The 18,586-nt window shown below is 71.9% G+C and carries 16 protein-coding genes; 10 read left to right on the top strand and 6 right to left on the bottom strand.

Features of this window, described 5'->3' with window-relative positions:
- The first annotated feature begins 5 nt into the window (after positions 1-5).
- Positions 6-2,243 carry a UvrD-helicase domain-containing protein gene (locus ABGB21_RS32305; protein WP_347681059.1) on the top strand — a complete coding sequence of 746 codons (2,238 nt, stop codon included), beginning with the start codon at positions 6-8 and terminating at the stop codon, positions 2,241-2,243.
- 29 nt (positions 2,244-2,272) lie between these two features.
- On the opposite strand, the gene ABGB21_RS32310 is transcribed toward ABGB21_RS32305, so the two are convergent.
- A complete protein-coding gene (locus tag ABGB21_RS32310) occupies positions 2,273-3,160 on the bottom strand; it encodes a pirin family protein (RefSeq protein WP_347658009.1) in 888 nt (295 codons plus the stop codon).
- 98 nt (positions 3,161-3,258) lie between these two features.
- Here ABGB21_RS32310 and ABGB21_RS32315 point away from each other — a divergent pair, with 98 nt between their 5' ends.
- Positions 3,259-3,774 (top strand): MarR family winged helix-turn-helix transcriptional regulator, encoded by a 516-nt coding sequence (locus ABGB21_RS32315; RefSeq protein ID WP_347681041.1) that lies wholly within the window; start codon positions 3,259-3,261, stop codon positions 3,772-3,774.
- Between the two features lie 71 nt (positions 3,775-3,845).
- Here ABGB21_RS32315 and ABGB21_RS32320 read toward each other — a convergent pair whose 3' ends face one another.
- Together ABGB21_RS32320 and ABGB21_RS32325 are read right to left on the bottom strand one after the other, a co-directional pair.
- Positions 3,846-4,274 carry a hypothetical protein gene (locus tag ABGB21_RS32320; RefSeq protein ID WP_347681043.1) on the bottom strand — a complete coding sequence of 143 codons (429 nt, stop codon included), beginning with the start codon at positions 4,272-4,274 and terminating at the stop codon, positions 3,846-3,848.
- A 135-nt stretch (positions 4,275-4,409) separates the two neighbouring features.
- Positions 4,410-7,313 carry a tetratricopeptide repeat protein gene (locus tag ABGB21_RS32325; protein WP_347681045.1) on the bottom strand — a complete coding sequence of 968 codons (2,904 nt, stop codon included), beginning with the start codon at positions 7,311-7,313 and terminating at the stop codon, positions 4,410-4,412.
- Positions 7,314-7,613: 300 nt separating this feature from the next.
- On the opposite strand from ABGB21_RS32325, the gene ABGB21_RS32330 reads away from it, so the two are divergent.
- Positions 7,614-10,037 (top strand): SulP family inorganic anion transporter, encoded by a 2,424-nt coding sequence (locus ABGB21_RS32330; protein ID WP_347681047.1) that lies wholly within the window; start codon positions 7,614-7,616, stop codon positions 10,035-10,037.
- Between the two features lie 104 nt (positions 10,038-10,141).
- On the top strand, positions 10,142-10,858 hold the full coding sequence (locus tag ABGB21_RS32335; protein ID WP_347681049.1) for a carbonic anhydrase: 717 nt from the start codon (positions 10,142-10,144) through the stop codon (positions 10,856-10,858).
- 147 nt (positions 10,859-11,005) lie between these two features.
- Here ABGB21_RS32335 and ABGB21_RS32340 read toward each other — a convergent pair whose 3' ends face one another.
- Positions 11,006-11,554 carry a GNAT family N-acetyltransferase gene (locus ABGB21_RS32340; RefSeq protein WP_347658002.1) on the bottom strand — a complete coding sequence of 183 codons (549 nt, stop codon included), beginning with the start codon at positions 11,552-11,554 and terminating at the stop codon, positions 11,006-11,008.
- A gap of 214 nt (positions 11,555-11,768) precedes the next feature.
- Here ABGB21_RS32340 and nudC point away from each other — a divergent pair, with 214 nt between their 5' ends.
- The 3 genes from nudC to ABGB21_RS32355 all read left to right on the top strand — a co-directional run bounded on the left by nudC (position 11,769) and on the right by ABGB21_RS32355 (position 14,479).
- Positions 11,769-12,698, top strand: a complete 930-nt coding sequence (gene nudC, locus ABGB21_RS32345; RefSeq protein WP_347681051.1) for an NAD(+) diphosphatase — start codon at positions 11,769-11,771, stop codon at positions 12,696-12,698.
- A 280-nt stretch (positions 12,699-12,978) separates the two neighbouring features.
- Positions 12,979-13,536 carry a YbhB/YbcL family Raf kinase inhibitor-like protein gene (locus ABGB21_RS32350; protein WP_347658000.1) on the top strand — a complete coding sequence of 186 codons (558 nt, stop codon included), beginning with the start codon at positions 12,979-12,981 and terminating at the stop codon, positions 13,534-13,536.
- A 151-nt stretch (positions 13,537-13,687) separates the two neighbouring features.
- A complete protein-coding gene (locus ABGB21_RS32355) occupies positions 13,688-14,479 on the top strand; it encodes a maleylpyruvate isomerase family mycothiol-dependent enzyme (RefSeq protein WP_347657999.1) in 792 nt (263 codons plus the stop codon).
- A 110-nt stretch (positions 14,480-14,589) separates the two neighbouring features.
- On the opposite strand, the gene ABGB21_RS32360 is transcribed toward ABGB21_RS32355, so the two are convergent.
- Positions 14,590-14,910, bottom strand: a complete 321-nt coding sequence (locus ABGB21_RS32360) for a siderophore-interacting protein (RefSeq protein WP_347657998.1) — start codon at positions 14,908-14,910, stop codon at positions 14,590-14,592.
- Here ABGB21_RS32360 and ABGB21_RS32365 point away from each other — a divergent pair.
- The 3 genes from ABGB21_RS32365 (at position 14,835) to ABGB21_RS32375 (ending at position 16,707) form a co-directional block, all read left to right on the top strand.
- Positions 14,835-15,194: a hypothetical protein gene (locus tag ABGB21_RS32365; protein ID WP_347658018.1), complete on the top strand. Its 360-nt coding sequence runs from the start codon at positions 14,835-14,837 to the stop codon at positions 15,192-15,194. The genes ABGB21_RS32360 and ABGB21_RS32365 overlap by 76 nt on opposite strands.
- A gap of 102 nt (positions 15,195-15,296) precedes the next feature.
- Entirely contained in the window at positions 15,297-15,770 is a 474-nt protein-coding gene (locus tag ABGB21_RS32370; protein ID WP_347657997.1) for a hypothetical protein, read from the top strand.
- Complete coding sequence (locus tag ABGB21_RS32375; RefSeq protein WP_347681053.1) at positions 15,763-16,707, top strand: alpha/beta hydrolase; 945 nt, start codon at positions 15,763-15,765, stop codon at positions 16,705-16,707. Before ABGB21_RS32370 ends, ABGB21_RS32375 begins: the two co-directional genes overlap by 8 nt.
- Positions 16,708-16,736: 29 nt before the next feature.
- On the opposite strand, the gene ilvD is transcribed toward ABGB21_RS32375, so the two are convergent.
- Positions 16,737-18,584 carry a dihydroxy-acid dehydratase gene (gene ilvD / locus ABGB21_RS32380; RefSeq protein WP_347657994.1) on the bottom strand — a complete coding sequence of 616 codons (1,848 nt, stop codon included), beginning with the start codon at positions 18,582-18,584 and terminating at the stop codon, positions 16,737-16,739.
- Positions 18,585-18,586 lie beyond the last annotated feature (2 nt).

Below are 18,586 nucleotides of genomic sequence, written 5' to 3' on the forward strand. Positions count from 1 at the left end.
TGCGGATGCTGGACCGGGCCGACCGGGAGGTCATGAAACTCTCCCGCGCCGAGATGGGCGCCGTCTACGAGTTCATGCACAAGTTCCGGCACAACCCGCACAGCCCGGGACTACGGCTCAAGCAGCTCAGCGGCGACTCCCGCCTCTGGTCGGCCCGGATCAACCAGGACCACCGGGCACTGTTGCTGCACGTCGCCGACCAGGACTACCTGCTCGTCGCGGTCCGGCACCGCAAGGACGTGTACGACAACCTCGACCGCTACTCGTACCGGATCAACCGGGTGACCGGCGGCATCGAGGTGATCGACCTGGCCCCCGTCGGCGACAGCATCGTCGGCCGGGTGGTGTCGCCGGAGGAGCCGGTCGCGGTGCCGGCACCGGACGAGCCGCCTCCGGTGCCGGCACCGGACGAGCCGGTCGCGGTGCCGGCGCCGGAGGAACCGCCTCCGGTGCCTGCGCCGCTCTTCGCCCGGTTCACCGACGCCCAGCTTGTCGAGTTGGGTGTCGCCGAGCCGCTCCTGCCGCAGATCCGGGAGCTGACCGGTGAGACCGCCCTGCTGGAGCTGACCGAACGGGCACCGCAGCTCACCACCGACGTGTTGCTGTCGCTCTACGACGGCCGCCCGTACGAGGAGGTGCTGGCCCACGTCACCGAGCCGGTACGGGAGAACGGACCGGTCGACCTCGACGACTACCAGGCCGCCGCCGAGCGCCCGGCCACCCAGGTCTTCTCCGACGACGAGGCGCTGCAGGCGATGCTCGCCGAGTCCTTCGACCGCTGGCAGATCTTCCTGCACCCCACCCAACGCAAACTGGTCGAGCGGCGCTACCAGGGGCCGGCTCGGGTCGGCGGCGGACCGGGCACCGGCAAGACGATCGTCGCGCTGCACCGGGTCGCCCACCTGGTCCGGCACCTGCCTCCCGGTGCGGACAAGCCGATCCTGCTGACCACCTTCAACCGCAACCTCGCCGCGGACCTACGGACCCGGCTCATCGCCCTCGGCGGGCAGGAACTCGTCGCCCGGGTCGACATCGTCAACATCGACCGGCTGGCCAGCCGGGTCGTCGCCGAGGCGAAGGCCGGGGTGGGCAAGCGGATCATCGACGACAACAGGGTGTCCGGGTTGTGGCAGGACTTCCTGGTCGAGACGGGGGAGACGGGGTGGGACGCGGAGTTCCTGGCCGCCGAATGGGCCCAGGTGATCCTCGGCCAGGTGCTCGGCTCCCGATCCGACTACTTCAAAGCCCGCCGACCCGGCCGTGGCCGTACCCTGAACCGGGCCGAGCGGGACCAGGTGTGGCAGCTCACCGAGCGGTTCAGCACGTGGCTGGACGACCAGGGAAAGTGGACGTGGCGTCAGGTGGCGGAACGGGCGGCGCGTCTGGAGATGGACCGGGCGGCCCGCAGCGAGGGCCTGCCCGCCGAGGACTCCGGAGGGTTCCTGCGGCACCGCTACCGGCACATCGTGGTCGACGAGGCGCAGGACCTCAGCGCCGCCCACTGGAAGATGCTCCGGGCGATGGTCGCCCCCGGCCCGGACGACCTGTTCCTGGCCGGTGACACCCATCAGCGGATCTACGACAACCACGTGACGCTGGGCAGTCTCGGCGTACACATCCGGGGCCGGTCGGCCCGACTGACCCTCAGCTATCGCACCACCCGGCAGATCCTGGCCGCCGCCCTGGAGATCATGAGTGGGGAGACCTACGACGACCTCGACGGGGGAGCGGAAAATCTCGCCGGCTACCGGTCGCTGCTGCGGGGCGGCCGGCCGACGTTCCGGGGCGCCACCTCGTGGCACGACGAGCGGGAGCTGATCGTCGAACAGTTGGTGGAGTGGGGGAACCCGACCGACGGGTCGGTGGCGATCGCGGTGCCGACGCACGAACTGGTGACCGAGGTCGTCGCCCGCCTGGAAGCGGCGGGTACGCCTGCGGTGGAGATCGGTCCGGACGGGCCGAACGGGCGGGACGGTGTGCACATCGGCACGATGCACCGCTTCAAGGGCCTGGAGTATCAACGGATCATCATCGCCGGGGTGAGTGACGGCCTGGTCCCACACCAGATGATCGGCCGGTATCGGGACACCGACCCGAAGCGCTACCAGCGGGAACGTCAGCGGCAGCGGTCGCTGCTCTTCGTCGCCGCCACCCGGGCCCGGGACAGCCTGGCGGTCTTCTGGCACGGTGCCCCCAGCCCGTTCCTCACGGCCCGGTTGGTGAACCCGGCCCCGGACCGGTGACCGCGACCCCGGCGACCGGTGGGCCGGGGTCAGCGGTACTTCAGCCGGGCCTGGCGGGGGACGGTGCCGAACTTTCCGGCGTGGAAGTCGGCGAACGCGCGGTGGATCTCCGCATTGCTGTTCATCACGAACGGGCCACCCATCACGACCTGCTGCCGGATCGGCCGCCCGCCGAAGACCATCACGACGGTGGGGCTGTCGCCCTCCGGGGTCTCCAGCGCGATTGTCGACAGGTTCGCCCGGGGAACCGGGTCGGACCAGGCGGTCTGCCCCTCGCCGATCTTCCGCCCGGCGATGGTGACCCGGCCGGAGAGTACGGTGAGGAAGGCGCGGTCGTGGCCGGGCAGGGTGTGGTCCAGTCGGCTGTTCGGTTCGATGGTCAGGACCGCTCCGGAGATCGGCCAGTGGGTACGCGCCGGGCCGCTGACCCCAGCGACCTGGCCGGAGATGACGTCGATCCGGCTGCCGTCGCGCTCGACCACCGGCCGGCGGTCGGCGACGAGGTCCTGGTAGCGGGTGTTGACCATCTTCTTGTTGGCCGGCAGGTTCACCCAGAGCTGCAGGGTGTGTGCCCGTTCGTTGCGGAACGCCAGCTCGCGGTGGATGACCCCGCGTCCGGCGGTCATCCACTGCACGTCACCGGCGCCGAGCGCACCGGCGTTGCCGATGTTGTCGCCGTGTTCGAGTACGCCGTCGAGGACCATCGTCACCGTCTCCAGCCCACGGTGCGGGTGCCACTCGAACCCCGGTTCGGAGAACCAGTCCTCGCTGAGCAGCAGGAACGGGTCGGTCAGCGCCGGCCGGGTCGGTGCGATCAGCAGCCGGTGGTCGTCGACCTGGGCGTTCGGGCCCAGCCGGTTTCCGGCCTCGACCCGGGCGACCGTACGTCGCGCCACGCGCTGTCCGCTGCCACTCATGCTGTCCTCCCCGTTCCACGGCCAACCATGGGTTGACGTGTCACCTCGACGATAGCGAGCACGAGGTGATGCATCAACTGATCGGTACGATGGGAGTCGTGGATCACGAGCAGGGTGGCCTCACCGAGCGCGAACTCGACGCCTGGCAGACGTTCTTCCTGATGCAGGAGGTCGTGCGCGCCCGGATCGAGCAGCAGCTACAGGCCTGCGGTGGACTCTCGAACGCCGACTACACCGTGCTCGCCGTACTCTCCGAAGCGCCCGACCGGCGACTCCGGATCTTCCAGATGGGTGCCGCGTTGGGCTGGGAGAAGAGCCGCCTGCACCACCAGATCACCCGGATGTGCGGACGTGGCCTCGTCGAGCGGCAGCGCGGCGACGCCCGGGCCATCCACGTGGCGCTCACCCCCCGGGGACACGCCGCCCTCGCCGAGGCGGCCCCGGCGCACAGCCGGCACGTCCGCGAGCTGGTCATCGACCGGCTCACGCCCGCCCAGATCGACCAGCTCGCCGCGATCTCGCACACCATCCTCGACGGCCTCCGTGGCAACGCTCCAGAGACCGGCGAGGACGGCGAGGCGCCGACCGACGGCCGGGCCGGGCTGCCGTGCTGAGCAGGCCGGAGCACCCGACCCGGACGTCGGGTCGGGTGCTCCGGTACGGGCCATCGGGCCGGTAGCTACGGCTAGCAGGCGCCGCCGGTGTCGATCCGGCGCCACGAACTCCACGGCGTGATGTTGTAGAACGAGCCGGTGTCACCGTCGTACTCGTAACCACGCCAGCGCACGCACTCCTCCTCGAGGTGGTCGAACGTGCACTCGTGCCAGGTTCCGGCACCGTGGGTGTTCTCGCAGTTGCGGTACTTCCCGTAGTTGGTCTGGATGTCGACGCCCACCCGGCGGCCGTTGCCCTGCAGGTCGGCGACCCAGTGGTCGTCGCCCTCCCACTCGAAGCAGGCCCGCCCGTAGTTCGTGCCGCCACCGGTGAAGAAGTCGGTGTAGTGGCAGCCGGACGGCGGATTGCCGGTGTGTGCGCTGGCCGGCGACGCGGTGGCGAAGAGTGCCACCCCGAAGGTGACCAGCAGCGCGGCCAGTGTGGCGAAGGTACGTTTCATCGGGGTCCCCTCGTGTGTGTGGAGTCGCTGTGGACTCCGGTCCCTGTGCACAGGACGATCCCGGAGAACTCCTGCCAGGAACCTTGCCGGAGACCTTGCCAACCACCCCGCCGGCCGGGCTGCCGGCGCGCGGTGTCACCCGGTCGGACCGACGAACTCCTCGCGGAGCAGGTGACGCACCTGGGCGGCCCGGGGGTCACGGATCTCGTCGTACCCGGAGAGCGCCTGTCGCCAGCACTCCCGGGCGGCCTCGACCTGGCCGTCGCGCCGCAGCGTCCTTCCGAGACTGACCAGCAGGGATGCGGCGCCCCGCCGGTCGCCGAGTTCGCGGTGGATATCGAGCGCGGCCCGGTACTCGGCCACCGCCCGGCCGTACTCGCCCCGGTCGTGCCGCAGGTCGCCGAGGAAGGTGCGGGTGAAGCGCAGCCCCGGGCGGTCTCCGGAACGTGTCTGTACGGCCAGCGCCCGCCGAAGGCAGTCCTCGGCGTCGTCGCCCCGACCCAGTCGACGGTGGGTGTCGGCCAGGTTGGCGAGCGCCAGACCCTCACCCCGGTGGTCGTCGGTCTCGGCGAACAGCGCGACGGCGGTCCGGAAACAGTCGAGCGCCTCCCGGTACTCGGCCAGGTCGCTGTACGCGACGCCGAGATTGTTCAGCGTCCAGGCCCGCCCGGGCCGGTCGTCGGCGTCCTGCTGGAGCCGGAGTGCCCGCCGGTAGCAGGCGATCGCCTCCTGTTGGCGGTGCAGGCCGCTGTGCGCGACGCCGAGCCGGTTGAGTACGCCGGCCTCCGCGACGCGGTTTCCGGAGCGGCGGGCGGCGCCCAGCGCGGTCCGGTGTACGGCGAGCCACTCGGTGAAGTGGCTGCGGACGTACAGGAAGGTCAGCATCGCGGACGAGAGCTGCCAGGCAACGTCGTCCGCACCGTGCGACACACACGTCTCGGCCACCGCCACGAGGTTCGTCCGCTCCGCCTCGAACCAGGCCATCGCCGCCTCCGGGTGGTCGAGGGGGACCGGTGCCCCGGCGTCGTCGGCGGCGGTCGGGTCGGTCCGCCGGCGGGACGGGTCGAGAGCCCGGTCGGCGGAGTCCGCCGTGTGCAGGTACCAGCGGAGCAGCCGGTCGAGCGCCGCCGCCCTCGCCCCCTCCGGCTCGTCGGCCTGGGCACGCCGCAGCGCGTACGCCCGCACCAGGTCGTGGAACCGGTAACGCCCCGGGGTGGTCTCCAGCAGAAGGTGTTCGGACAGAAGCTGGCCGAGGAGCGCCTCCGCGTGCTGGACGGTGGTCTGCCCGAGTACCGCGGCGGCCTCGGCGGTGTATCCGGTGCCCGGGTGCAGGGCGAGTCGGCGGAAGATCCGCCTCTGGTCGGAGTCGAGCGCCCGGTAGGACAGTGCGAAGACCACCTCGACCGCCCGGTCCCCGGCGGAGAGTTCGCTCAGCCGACCCCGCTCGTCGTCCAGCCGGGCGGCGAGGTCGGCGAGCCGCCACGCGGGACGGGCCCGCAGCCGGTGTGCCGCGAGGGCGACGGCGATCGGCAGGCCGCCGCAGCGGGTGATCACCTCGTCCGCGGCCTGCGGCTCTGCCTCGACCCGGTGCCGGCCCGCGATGCTGGCCAGCAGCCGGAGGGCCTCGGGTCGACCGAACGTCCGCAGGGTGATCGGTCGGGCGCCGTCCAGGGCGAGCGTCCGGCGGCTGGTGATCAGCACCAGACTGTCGGGGCCGGCCGGCAACAGAGGTTGCACCTGCTTCTCGTCGGCGGCGTTGTCCAGCAGCACCAGGACCTGGCGGTCGGCGAGCCGGTCACGGTACATCGCGGACCGCTCGGAGAGCCCGGCGGGAATCTCGGCGCGGTCGACGCCGAGCTGGCTGAGGAACTCCTCCAGCACCGGTGCCGGATCGGCCGGACCCTGGCCCGGGGTGAATCCGCACAGGTCGACGTAGAGTTGCCCGTCCGGATAGTGCCCGTCGGCGACCAGTTCGTGTGCGAGGCGGATCGCGAGCCGGGTCTTGCCGACCCCGGCCATGCCCTCGATCGTGAAGATCAGCAGGTTGTTGGCCGTCCGGGGGTGGGTCAGCCCTTCCCGGACCGCAGCATGCTGGGTGCGTAGTTCCCGTTCGCGTCCGACGAATTCGCCCGTGTCAGGGGGAAGCTGCCGCAGCACGGGCGGCGTCGACGGAGGCGGACGGCTGTCCGGGGAGGTCTCCCGGGGCTGGACGGCGACGGTGATCGCGGCCGGCGCCGGCACCGCGGCCAGTTCGGGGGCCTGGCGGAGAATCGCGGTGTAGAGACCCTGCAGCTCGGGTGCCGGGTCGGTGCCCAGGCTGTCGGCGAGCCACTGTCGGAGCCGCTGGTAGCTTTCGATCGCCTCGCTCTGCCGACCGGACCGGTAGAGCGCCACCATCAGCTGACCCGTGAAACTCTCGCGGTCCGGGTGTTCGGCGGCAAGCGTGGTCAGTTCCCCGATCAGGCGCTGGTGCTGGCCCGTGGCCAGGTCGGCGTCGATGCGCTCCATGAGTACGGCCAGACGCAGCTCGGTCAGCCCGGCACCGATCCTTTTCCGGAGCCGTTCGTCGGCGACGTCGGCGAGCAGCGGCCCACGCCACATCGCCAGCGCGTCCCGCAGCCGGGAGGCGCGTTCCGCCGGATCGGCCAGCCGGCGGGCCTCCGCGGTCAGTTCGGTGAACCGGTGCGCGTCGACCGCTTCCGAGTTCACCTCGGCCAGGTAGCCGGAGTGCCGGGCGAGCAGCCGTACCGGACGGCGGGTGTTCCGTTCCGCCGGCGGCGGTTGGCGGTTCCGTTCCGGCGGCGTGAGATGCCGGCGCAGCCTGGACATGTGGGTGTGCAGGCTCGACCGGGGATCCGTCGGCGGGTCTTCCGCCCAGAGCAGGGTGATGAGTCGGTCGGTGGGGATTGGCCGTCCCGCCTCCAGCAGCAGTATCCCGAGCAGGCAGCGTTCCCGTCGCCGACCGAGCGGTATCCGACGCCCGCTCCGGTATGCCTCGACCCTGCCCAGAATCCGGAATTCGAACGAATCTCCCTCCATCTATCAATCGTTGCAGCGGTTTCGTCCGGCATCTCGTGATTTTGTCGTCTGTTCGACTGTCAGGTGTTGACTTGCGCAGCGGTCCGTGGGCCATCCCGGGCGCGCGTGCTGGGCGGATGCATCTCTCCAAAGTGGTAGTTATTCACTATTGGGAATTTATGGTTGCCCCGATAAGATGCTGGCGAATGGTGCATCACCCCTCTTCCCCCCGTATCACTGGTAACCGGATGTATCCGTCGCGGAAACCGCCCGGTGTCAACTCTCCGCCGCCACACATCCGGCGGAGCCGGAGGAGGCAGCATGTCGCCCACGTGGATCAGCCTGGCCAGCGCATCGGCCCGAATCAGCACCTGGATCCGTCGGGATCTGCGCTACGACCTGCCCGCCTCGCTGGTGGTCTTCCTGGTCGCGGTGCCGCTGTCGCTGGGGATCGCCGCCGCCTCCGACGCGCCGGTGACCGCCGGACTGATCGCCGCCGTGGTCGGCGGTGTCCTGGCCGGACTCTGCGGCGGCTCGGCACTGCAGGTCACCGGCCCGGCGGCCGGGTTGACCGTGGTGGTGGCGGAACTGGTCGGCCGGTTCGGCTGGGCGGCGACCTGCGCCATCACCGCCGCCGCCGGGCTGGTGCAGATCGGATTCGGCCTCAGCCGGATCGCCCGGACCGCCCTCGCGCTCTCACCCGCGATCGTGCACGGCATGCTGGCCGGCATCGGACTCACCATCGTCCTCGCCCAACTGCACGTCCTGCTCGGCGGTGAGCCCGGGACCGCCCCCGTGCAGAACCTTGTCGACCTGCCCGGGCAACTGGCGGGCCGGCACGACCACGCCACGCTGATCGGGCTGATGGTGATCGGGCTCCTGGTGCTCTGGCCCCGCCTGCCGGCGACGGTGCGTCGGATACCCGGCCCGCTTGTCGCCGTCACCCTCGCCACCCTGGCCGCGGTCGTCTGGGACGACGTCGACCTGGCCCGGGTCGAGATGCCGGCGTCGCTGCTGGAGGCCGTACACCTGCCGGCCCTGCCGGAGGCGAGTTGGGCGGCGATCGCCGCCGCCGTACTGACCGTGGCCGCGATCGCCAGCGTGGAGAGTCTGCTGTCGGCGACGGCGGTCGACCGGCTGACCGCCGAGGCCAATGGCCGCGCGGGCCGCGGCGCGAGCGCGGCGGAAACCGACGCCGGGGCCGGCACCCCCGGTGGCCCGCCGACGAAGCCGACCAACCTGGACCGGGAACTCGTCGGCCAGGGCCTCGCCAACACCGTCTCCGGCATGTGCGGCGGACTGCCCGTCACCGGTGTCATCGTGCGCAGCTCCACAAACGTCCACGCCGGGGCCCGGACCCGTGCCTCCGCCGTCCTGCACGGCATCTGGGTACTGCTCTTCGCCGTCCTGCTGGTGGTCCTCGTCGAGCGGATCCCGATGGCCGCGCTCGCCGGGCTCCTGGTGGTCGTCGGCCTGCAACTGGTGAAGATCTCCGACATCAAACGGGTACGGCGGCACCGTGAACTCGCCGTGTACGTGGTCACCGCGCTCGGCGTGGTGGTCTTCAACCTGCTCGAGGGGGTACTGATCGGCCTCGTGCTGGCGATCTGCCTGATCCTGCGGCGGGTGGTCTGGGCCAGGGTGCACGCCGAGCGGCTGTCGACCCGACCACCGGCACCCGAGCACTGGTCCGTGCACGTCGAGGGAACTCTGAGCTTCCTGGCCATTCCCCGGCTGTCCGCCGTACTCGGCAAGGTGCCGTCGGGCAGTGTGGTCGACCTCGAACTCGCCACCGACTTCCTCGACCACGCCGCCTTCGACCACCTGGACTGGTGGGTACGCCAGCACGAGGCCACCGGCGGCAGCGTACGCCTCGACGAGGTCGGCCCCGCGGCGCTGCGTGGTGACCAGCCCCGGCCGGCCCGGCGGGTGCACGCACTGGTGCCACCCCGCTGGTTCTCGCCCTGGTCGAGCTGGCAGGCCCGGCATGTCGAGCCGAACGGTGCGCTGCAGGCCGACCACCACGCCTCCCTGCACGCGGCGCTGCGCCCCGTGCACGCCGGGGTACGCGAGTACCACCGGCGTTCGGCCGCGCGGCTGCTGCCCTACCTCAGCGAGCTCGGTGGCCGGCACCGGCCGGGGACCCTCTTCCTGACCTGCGCCGACGCGCGGATCGTGCCCAATGTGATCACCAGCAGCGGGCCCGGTGACCTGTTCACGGTCCGCAACATCGGCAACCTGATCCCGGCGGACCCGGACGCGGAGTCGTCGGTCGCCGCCGCTGTCTGCTACGCGGTCGAGGTGCTCGACGTGCGGGCCCTGCTGGTCTGCGGGCACTCCGGGTGCGGTGCCATGCAGGGACTGCTGGGCGGGCTCGACGGGCGGGAGGGGTGTGACGAGCTCGGCGGGCTCGGCGACGAGAAGGGCCCGCTCGGGCAGTGGCTGCGCTGGGGACGGCCGAGCCTGGAGGCGTGGCGGGCCGGCCACCCGATCGGGCGTACCGCCGCCGGCCAGGGCCGTACCGAGGTCGACCAGTTGGCGATGGTCAACGTGGCGTTGCAGGTCACCACGCTGCGCGAGTTCCTGGCCGCGCGGGGCGTGGACGAGGAAAAGGTCTCCGTACAGGGGCTCTTCTTCGACATCCCGACCGGCCGGCTGACGGTGCTCGACGAGCGGCTGCAGCGGTTCAGCCCACCCGCCGACCGGGAGCCGGAGATCGGGGTGACCTGGGCGCCGCTGCCGTAGCCGGGGTACGCGAATGAGACCCGAGGGTGATTCGGGTCTCATCATTCATCCACTGTCGCTCATCTGTCGTGGTGATCGTCGGCGCTCCGCTAGGTTCGCCGATTGTGAAGAACACTCCACTTCGTCCGGTCAGCCGGCGGGCTCTGCTGGCCGCCGGCGGGATGACCGCCGTCGGCGCGGTCGGCCTGGCCGGCCCGGCCGCCGCCCAACCGCCGGCCGACGCCACCCCGACCACCCCGACGCAGGCGATCCGTCGACTGCTCGACGGCAACCGGCGTTTCGTCAACGGACGCAGCCGGCACCCCCACCAGTCACCCCGTGACGTCCGCAACCTGGCCGACGGCCAGGACCCGTTCGCGATCATCGTGGGTTGCGCCGACTCCCGGGTCTCCCCGGAGGTCCTCTTCGACCAGGGCCTCGGTGACCTGTTCGACAACCGGGTCGCCGGCAACATCGTCGACACCATCATGATGGGCAGCATCGAGTACGCGGTCGAGCACTTCGTCCCGCCGGTGCTGCTCGTCCTCGGCCACGAGCGGTGCGGCGCCGTCTCGGCCGCCGTCGAGACCATCGAGAGCGGCGGGCACGCGCCGGGTTCGATCGGCGCGATCGTCGAAGCGCTACGCCCGGTGGTCGAGCCGCTGATCGGCAGCTCCGGTGACGTCGTGGAGGCCGGGGTACGGGCGAACGTGCTCGCCCAGGTCGCGCACCTCACCGCCGCCAGCGAGATCATCGCGGAACGGGTCCACTCCGGAGAGATGGCGGTCGTCGGCGCCCGCTACGACCTTGACCAGGGCCTGGTCACCCTGCTCGGCAGCTAGGCCGGTTCCGGCTGCCGTCGTCTGCTCGGCTGGTCCGCCCGTCGACGGGCCGGCCGGGTCGGCGGTCGGAGCGGCCACTCGATCAGCGTTGGAGCCACGTTCCCCAGAGTCACCAAGGTGACTCTGGGGAACGGCATGCGGCGTCCGTCAACGGCCGGCGGGCTGGCCGGGTGGGCTCCAGCCGGCGTTGAGCAGTTGGTAGAGGACAAAATCCTGCCACCTGCCGGCGATGTTCAGGTAGTCCGGCGCCATGCCGATCCGGACGAATCCGTTACGTTCCAGCACCCGTCGGGAACCGGCGTTGTGTGGCAGGACCTCGGCCTGGATACGGTGCAGGCCCAGCTCGGTGAAGGCCAGTCGGACCATCTCGCGTACCGCTGCGGTGGCCAAGCCACGACCGTTGTGACTGCCACTCACCCAGTAGCCCAGGCTGACGGACTGGAAGGCACCCCGGATGATGTTGTTCAGGGCGATCCGACCGACCACCTGGCCGGACTCGTCGAGGATGAGGTGCACCAGGCCCGTGCCCTGGTCCCGTCGCTCGAGCGCGGCCGCCAGGTCGGCCCGCTGACCGGCGACGGTGAACCACTCGTCGGTGCGGAGCGGTTCCCACGGGGCGAGGAAATCACGGTTGAGTGCAAAGAGCTCGGCCAGGGCGGGCGCGTCGTCGAGGGTCGCTGGTCTGGTGACGTTCACCGGCCGATCATTCCTTCCGGCCGGTTGGGCGGGACGGTGTCGGGCCGAGGATGTGACGTGGCGGACGCGGCGGCACCAGGCCGACGGGACGGCACGACGCATAGCATGCGAGGGTGCCGGTGATCAGCTCACGCGTGTCACCCCGTCCACCCCTGCCTCGGGGTCCGGCTCGCCGCCGTGGCGGTGCGGACAACCGCCGTCGGGTGGCGCGGCGATGACCCTCGACCCGGCCGGCCTCGTCACGTACGCCAACGGCCGCCTCGATCGGGCCGCCCGACTCCGCCGCGACCCGGTACGGCTGCAGACGGCGCTGACCGCCGGGCAGACCGAGATCATCCCGTTGTGGCGGGACCGGTGCCTGGTCGCGGACGGGGCGGTGGTCCGCCTCGGTGGCGGGGACGGCGTCTGGTTGCCGGCCACCGTCGATGCCGGCCCGTTCTTCCTCGGTCTCGACGGGACCCGGCCGGTCTTCGCGGTCGACCTGAGCGGGCTGCCGGAAACCGAAGCGCTCCGGGCGGCCGGTGCGGACCGGACCCGTGACGTACGCGAGTTGGTGCAGCGGCTGGACCCCGCCGAGGCGGCACTGCTCGGATACGCCCGGGGCCTCTGCTACTGGCACCGGCACCAGCGTTTCTGTGCCACCTGCGGCCAGCCGACCCGGTTGACCGAGGGCGGGGCGGCCCGGGAGTGTCCCGGGTGCCGACGCCAGCTGTTCCCACAGATCAGCCCGGCGGTGATCATGCTGGTGGAGCTGCCGGGGGACCCGGCCCGGTGCCTGCTCGGTCGGCACGCGGGGGCGGACCGGGACTCCTTCGCCCTGCTGGCCGGGTTCCTGGAGGTTGGGGAAAGCCTGGAGGACGCGGTCCGGCGTGAGGCGTTCGAGGAGGCCGGGGTGGTGGTCGACTCGGTCCGTTATGTCGCCTCACAGCCGTGGCCGTTCCCGTCCGGGCTGATGGTGGGCTTCTTCGCCCGGGCCGGCAGCGAGGAGACCCGGGTCGACGGCGAGGAGCTGCTGGAGGCCCGCTGGTTCAGCCGGGCCGAACTGCGGGCCCGCCGCGCGGCGCGGGGACGTCTCGGCAACCCGGACTCGATCGACCGGCTGCTGCTGGAAGCCTGGCTCGACGCCGAGCCCGCCGGAGAGTGACCGAGCCCGCCGGAGAGCGACCGAGCCAGTCGGAGAGTGACCGAGCCGGCCGGGGAGTGACCGGCCCGGGCGCCGCCAGGTTCCATGATCATGGATATTCTGGCTGTCCGTCCGGATCGTGGGGACTGGCTGGTCCGGGATCGGTTGGCGGGATCGGCAGAGTCTGTGACCAGGGCTGTTCCGGAGGTTCGGCGGCATGTTTCCCTGACTGGCAGCGCTCCCACGGGGTGCCCAGAAAGGGATGACGATGACAGTTCTGTCTGTTGTGGACGGCTTTAGGGTGGTCGGGAGACGCCGGCCGGGACCGCGGGGCGTCGCCCTCCTCGCCCTCGGGCTGTTCGCCGCGACCCTGAGCGGTTGCGGCGACGACGAACCGGAGACGCCGGCCGGCGCCCGGGCGAGCCTGACGGTGACCAGCCCGGCGTTCAAGGAGGGTGAACGGATCCCGACCCGGTACAGCTGCCGGGGACTGGGGGAGCGGCCCGCGCTCGCCTGGTCCGGCGAGGTCGACGGCGTGGAGTCGTACGCGGTGGTGGTCGACGACCCGGACGCGCCGGGCGGCTCCTACCTGCACTGGGTGGTCTTCGACATTCCGGCCGGAACCCGGGAGCTGTCCGGCGGTGACCTGCCGGCCGGCGTCCTGGAAGGCCAGAACTCGTCCGGCCGGGCGGCGTGGGCGCCGCCCTGCCCGCCGAGCGGCGAGCACCGCTACCAGTTCCACGTCTACGCCCTCAAGGCGCGCAGCGGCCTTGCCGCCGGCACGGAGGGGAACGAGGCCCGCAAGGTGGTCGAGGGTCTCGCCGTGGCCGGTGGCACCCTGACCGGAATCTTCGGATAACCGGGACGTCCGGGGCCGACCGGAGAGGCGGGTCGGCCCCGGGCACGGCTGGTGGGTGGTGGGGCATGATGGCGGGTGGTCATCTCCGGGAGGGGTGGCCACCCGCCGGCCGTACGACCGGCTCCCGCCCGCCGAACGACAGGGAAACGCCATGGCTGTGCTCGCCGACCAGGTCATCGCCGCGCTCCGCTCGGGGCACGACGAACTCGCCGCACTGGTCCGGGACCTCGGACCGACGGACCTGACCCGTCCCTCCGGGGCCAGCGAGTGGCAGATATCGCAGGTACTCAGCCACCTGGGCAGCGGAGCCGAGATCAACCAGGCCAGCCTGACCGCGGCGGTGACCGGCGGGCCCGCCCCCGACCAGGACTTCAACCGGTCGGTCTGGGCGCGCTGGGACGCGATGGACCCGACCGGGCACGCCGAGGGCTTTCTCGACGCCAACCGGCGCCTGGTCGAGCAGTACGAGTCCCTCGACGCCGCCACCCGGGAGAGTATCCGGATCGACCTCGGATTCCTGCCCGAACCGGTCGACCTGGCGACCGCCGCCCGGATGCGACTCAGCGAGTTCGCCCTGCACCAGTGGGATGTCGAGGTCGGCTTCAACTCGTACGCGACCGTGGCGCCGGAGGCGGTGCCGCTGCTGCTGGAGCAGGTCGGCGCCCTGCTCGGCTGGGTCGGCCGGCCGGACGCGCTGGACGGCCGACAGGCCGAGCTGGCGGTACGGCTGCACGACCCGGAGCAGACCTTCGGCCTGCGCCTCGGCGAGCGGATCGAGCTGACCGGGGCACCCGACGAGCCGGACGGCGAGGCGACGATGCCGGCCGAGACGTGGCTGCGCCTGGCCGCCGGTCGACTCGGACCGGCGCACACCCCGGACGGGGTGACGGTGACCGGCCCGCTCACCCTCGACGACCTGCGCCGCGTCTTCCCCGGCTACTGACCGGATGACGACGGAGGAGGCCGGCACCGACCGCTGCCGCTGCCGCTGCCAACACAGGTCCCGGGAGGTCCGGCATCAGCACCCGGGCGTCCTTGTGACCCATCGGTCGCTCAGTCGAGCCCCCGCCGGCCGGGCGCCCAGAACGGCTTGACCACGGCCTGCCGGCGGGACCAGCCGCGCTCCCGGACCAGGTGGTCCCGGACCGCCTGGCAGGTGCGGGCTTCGCCGGCCAGGTACGCGGTCCCCGGTGCGTCCCCCGGCAGGTCGAGCGCGCGTATCGCCCGGAGCAGCGGTGCGGGATCGGCCGGGTCGGCGTCGCCCCGGTGCACCCAGGACAGTGGACGGTCGGCCGGCAGTGGCAGTTCGCCCTCGGGCGAGTCGGTCACCAGCACGCCGTACGCCGGGATCGTCGCGGGCAGGGCGCGCAGCATGGCGCCGAACGCGACGGCGGCGGTCTCGTCGCCGAGGAAGAGGTGGTACGGAGCCGATCAGGGAGAACCTGCTCGACCTGGTCCGGGAGGGCGAGCGGACCGGCGAACTGGCGGTCGAGGATCCGACGTTCACCGTCGACTTCCTGCTGCACGGCCTGCACGGCGTACTGGAGGGCCTGTTCGCCGAGGGGGTGGTTGCCGAGGGTGCCGCCGTCGAGGGGGTGGCCGCCCGGGTGGACGGCGTCCTCACCGCGCTGCTCAATCCCACCGAGCCGGCGGGTTGAGAGCCGGACCGGCGGGTTGAGAGCCGGACCGACGTACCCGAGGGCTTGACGGATGGCGTCAAGTACTTGACGATGACTGTCAAGCATCTGAGGAGGTCCGCCGTGCCACCACCGACCCACGACGAACTGGTCGAACAGCTCCTCCGCACGATCGACATCCGACTGCTGGATCCGCTGGAGATCCTGCTGGACGGCGACGAGACCGTCGACGCGTTACGGACCGTCGTCCGGGTCCGCGCCGAGGCGTGGGCCCACCGGCTGGTCAAGGGGGACGACCGGGAAGCGGTCGGCGTCGTGCTCCGGATCATCTCCACCCTCTACCCCGGAGACGGGCCCTTCGAGCCGCCGCTCGACTGGTGGCGTACCCCGTTGGGACAGACCGTCGCCCGCCGGGTCGGGCACCCCACCGCCGCCTCGGTCTCGTACGCGGTGGCCGGGGCGATGCTCGGAATCACCCGGCAGGGCGTGCACGACCTGGTCAACCGCGGCAAGCTGGCCCGCCACCCCGACGGCGGGGTGTGGCCCTCCTCGGTCCGTGACCGCCTACTCGAGCGAGAGGAACACCTCCGTGGCTGACATATCGCGGAATGACTCCACCACCACGACGATCAGGTCGGGGCCGGTGCCGATCGCCGTCCACGACCACGGCGGTGCCGGCGCCCCGCTGCTGCTCCTGCACGGTGCCGGCGGTAACCTCGCCACGACGGCCGAACTGGCCCGGATGCTGCGCCCCGCCCACCGGGTGGTCACGGTGGACCTGCGAGGGCACGGCCGGTCCGGCGACGGGCCCTGGACCTGGGACGCGGCCCTGGACGACCTGGCCAGCGTCGTCGACGAGCTGGACCTGCACCGGCCCGCCGTGGTCGGGGTCTCCCTCGGTGGCATGCTCGCGGCGCTCTGGGCGGCCCGTCACCCGGACTGCCCCGGCGCGGTCAGCCTGGACGGCAACCCACCCCCGGCCCGCCCGGACGACCTCGCCGGGCTCGATCCGGACCGGGCCGTAGCCGAACTGGCCCGGCTCCGGGAGACCTTCGCGGCGATGACCGCCGCGATGGCCCAGCCGCTGACCGCCGACCAGGTCGAGGCGGCCCGCGCCGGCCAGCGAGCCCAGGCCCGGCGGTACGGCTCCGCCGAGGAATCCTGGCTGGAGGCGTTCGAACGCAACCTCGTACCGGTGAACGGTGGCCGGTACCGGCTGCGGCCCGAGCCGCGGTCGACCGAGGAGTTGCGGGTCGCAATGGCGACGTTGGACCTGATCCCGGTCTACCGCGACGTGCGCAGCCCGCTGCTGCTGGTGCTCGCCACCGAGAACCTGCCGGAACAGCAGGCCTTCGCCGACCTGTACGCGGCCCACCGGCGCGGCCTGCGGAACCGGTTGGCGGCCGTCGCCGACAACCCGTGGCTGCGGATCGTCCACCTCGACGGCGCCAGCCACGCGATGCTGGCCGAGCGCCCGGGCAAACTCGCCGACCTCGTCACCGACTTCCTCCGCGTCAGAAGCGGCCCTTCCTGACGTTCTGGGAAGGGCCGCTTCCTTACACCTCAGTCGGGGACGCGGCGGTACGCGCCGTCGCTGGCCGAGGTCGCCATCGAGGCGTACGCCCGCAGCGCGGCGGAGACCGGGCGGACCCGGTCCACCGGGGTGTACGGCCGGTCGCGCTTCTCCTGGGCGATCCGGCGGGCCTGCAGCACCTCGGCCGGGACGTTCAGTTCCATGCTGCGCGACGGGATGTCGATGGTGATCTCGTCGCCGTCCTCGACGAGGGCGATGAGTCCGCCGCCGGCCGCCTCTGGGGAGACGTGGCCGATGGAGAGCCCGGAGGTGCCGCCGGAGAACCGGCCGTCGGTGATCAGCGCGCACTCCCGGCCGAGGCCGCGACCCTTGAGGAACGAGGTGGGGTAGAGCATCTCCTGCATCCCCGGCCCGCCCTTCGGGCCCTCGTACCGGATCACCACCACGTCGCCGGCGACGATCCGCTTGCCGAGGATCGCGTCGACCGCGGCCTCCTGCGACTCGAAGACCTTGGCCGGGCCGCGGAAGGTGAGGCACTCGGCCGGCACCCCGGCGGTCTTGACCACGGCGCCGTCCGGGGCGAGGTTGCCGTGCAGGATCGCCAGCCCGCCGTCGGCGGTGTACGCGTGCGCCCGGTCGCGGATGCAGCCCTCCGCCGCGTCCGTGTCCAGGGTGGACCAGCGGTTGGTGGTGGAGAACGGTTCGGTGGTGCGGACCCCGCCCGGCGCGGCGTGGAACAGCTCGATCGCCTCCCGGGTGGCGGCGCCGCTCCGGATGTCCCAGTCGGCCAGCCAGCTGTCCAGGTCGGTCGAGTGCACCGAGTGCACGTCCCGGCGCAGCAGCCCGGCCCGGTCCAGTTCGCCGAGGATCGCCGGGATGCCGCCGGCCCGGTGCACGTCCTCCATGTGGTACTTCGGCGAGTTCGGGGCGACCTTGGCCAGGCAGGGCACCCGGCGGGAGATCTCGTCGATGTCCGCGACACCGAAGTCCAGCTCCGCCTCGCGGGCCGCGGCCAGCAGGTGCAGCACGGTGTTGGTGGAGCCGCCCATCGCCACGTCCAGGGCGACCGCGTTTTCGAAGGCGGCGCGGGAGGCGATGGAGCGCGGCAGCACCGAGGCGTCGTCGTCGGCGTACCAGCGGTTGGCGATCTCGACGACCACCCGGCCGGCCCGCTCGAAGAGCGCCTTGCGGGCGGCGTGGGTGGCCAGCACCGACCCGTTGCCCGGCAGGGCCAGGCCGATCGCCTCGGTCAGGCAGTTCATCGAGTTCGCGGTGAACATGCCGGAGCAGGAGCCGCAGGTCGGGCAGGCGGACCGTTCGATGGCACCGAGCTGGTCGTCGGTGACCGCGTCGTTCGACGAGGCGATCATCGCGTCGATCAGGTCGATCTTGTCGTGCACGACGCCCTCGACCGCCACCGTCTTGCCGGCCTCCATCGGTCCGCCGGAGACGAAGACGGTCGGGATGTTCAGCCGGAGTGCGGCGAGCAGCATCCCCGGGGTGATCTTGTCGCAGTTGGAGATGCAGACCAGGGCGTCCGCGCAGTGCGCGTTGACCATGTACTCGACCGCGTCGGCGATCAACTCGCGGCTGGGCAGCGAGTAGAGCATGCCGCCGTGGCCCATCGCGATGCCGTCGTCGACCGCGATGGTGTTGAACTCCCGGCCGACCCCGCCGGCCTCCGCCACCGCGTCGGCGACCAGGCCACCGAGGTCCTTGAGGTGTACGTGCCCGGGCACGAACTGGGTGAAGCTGTTCGCGATGGCGACGATCGGCTTGCCGAAGTCGTCGTCCGTCATTCCGGTGGCCCGCCACAGGGCCCGGGCGCCGGCCATCGTCCGGCCGTGCGTGGAGGTCTTCGACCGCAGGTCAGGCATTC

The sequence above is a fragment of the Plantactinospora sp. B24E8 genome (assembly GCF_039871735.1).
Classification (GTDB): Bacteria; Actinomycetota; Actinomycetes; order Mycobacteriales; family Micromonosporaceae; genus Plantactinospora.

Coding starts and splice junctions, on each gene's coding strand:
- nudC (WP_347681051.1), top strand. CDS start 11,769: ATGACCCTCGACCCGGCCGGCCTCGTCACGTACGCCAACGGCCGCCTC.
- ABGB21_RS32305 (WP_347681059.1), top strand. CDS start 6: ATGCTGGACCGGGCCGACCGGGAGGTCATGAAACTCTCCCGCGCCGAG.
- ilvD (WP_347657994.1), bottom strand. CDS start 18,584: ATGCCTGACCTGCGGTCGAAGACCTCCACGCACGGCCGGACGATGGCC.
- ABGB21_RS32360 (WP_347657998.1), bottom strand. CDS start 14,910: ATGCTGCGCGCCCTGCCCGCGACGATCCCGGCGTACGGCGTGCTGGTG.
- ABGB21_RS32330 (WP_347681047.1), top strand. CDS start 7,614: ATGTCGCCCACGTGGATCAGCCTGGCCAGCGCATCGGCCCGAATCAGC.
- ABGB21_RS32310 (WP_347658009.1), bottom strand. CDS start 3,160: ATGAGTGGCAGCGGACAGCGCGTGGCGCGACGTACGGTCGCCCGGGTC.
- ABGB21_RS32320 (WP_347681043.1), bottom strand. CDS start 4,274: ATGAAACGTACCTTCGCCACACTGGCCGCGCTGCTGGTCACCTTCGGG.
- ABGB21_RS32325 (WP_347681045.1), bottom strand. CDS start 7,313: ATGGAGGGAGATTCGTTCGAATTCCGGATTCTGGGCAGGGTCGAGGCA.
- ABGB21_RS32355 (WP_347657999.1), top strand. CDS start 13,688: ATGGCTGTGCTCGCCGACCAGGTCATCGCCGCGCTCCGCTCGGGGCAC.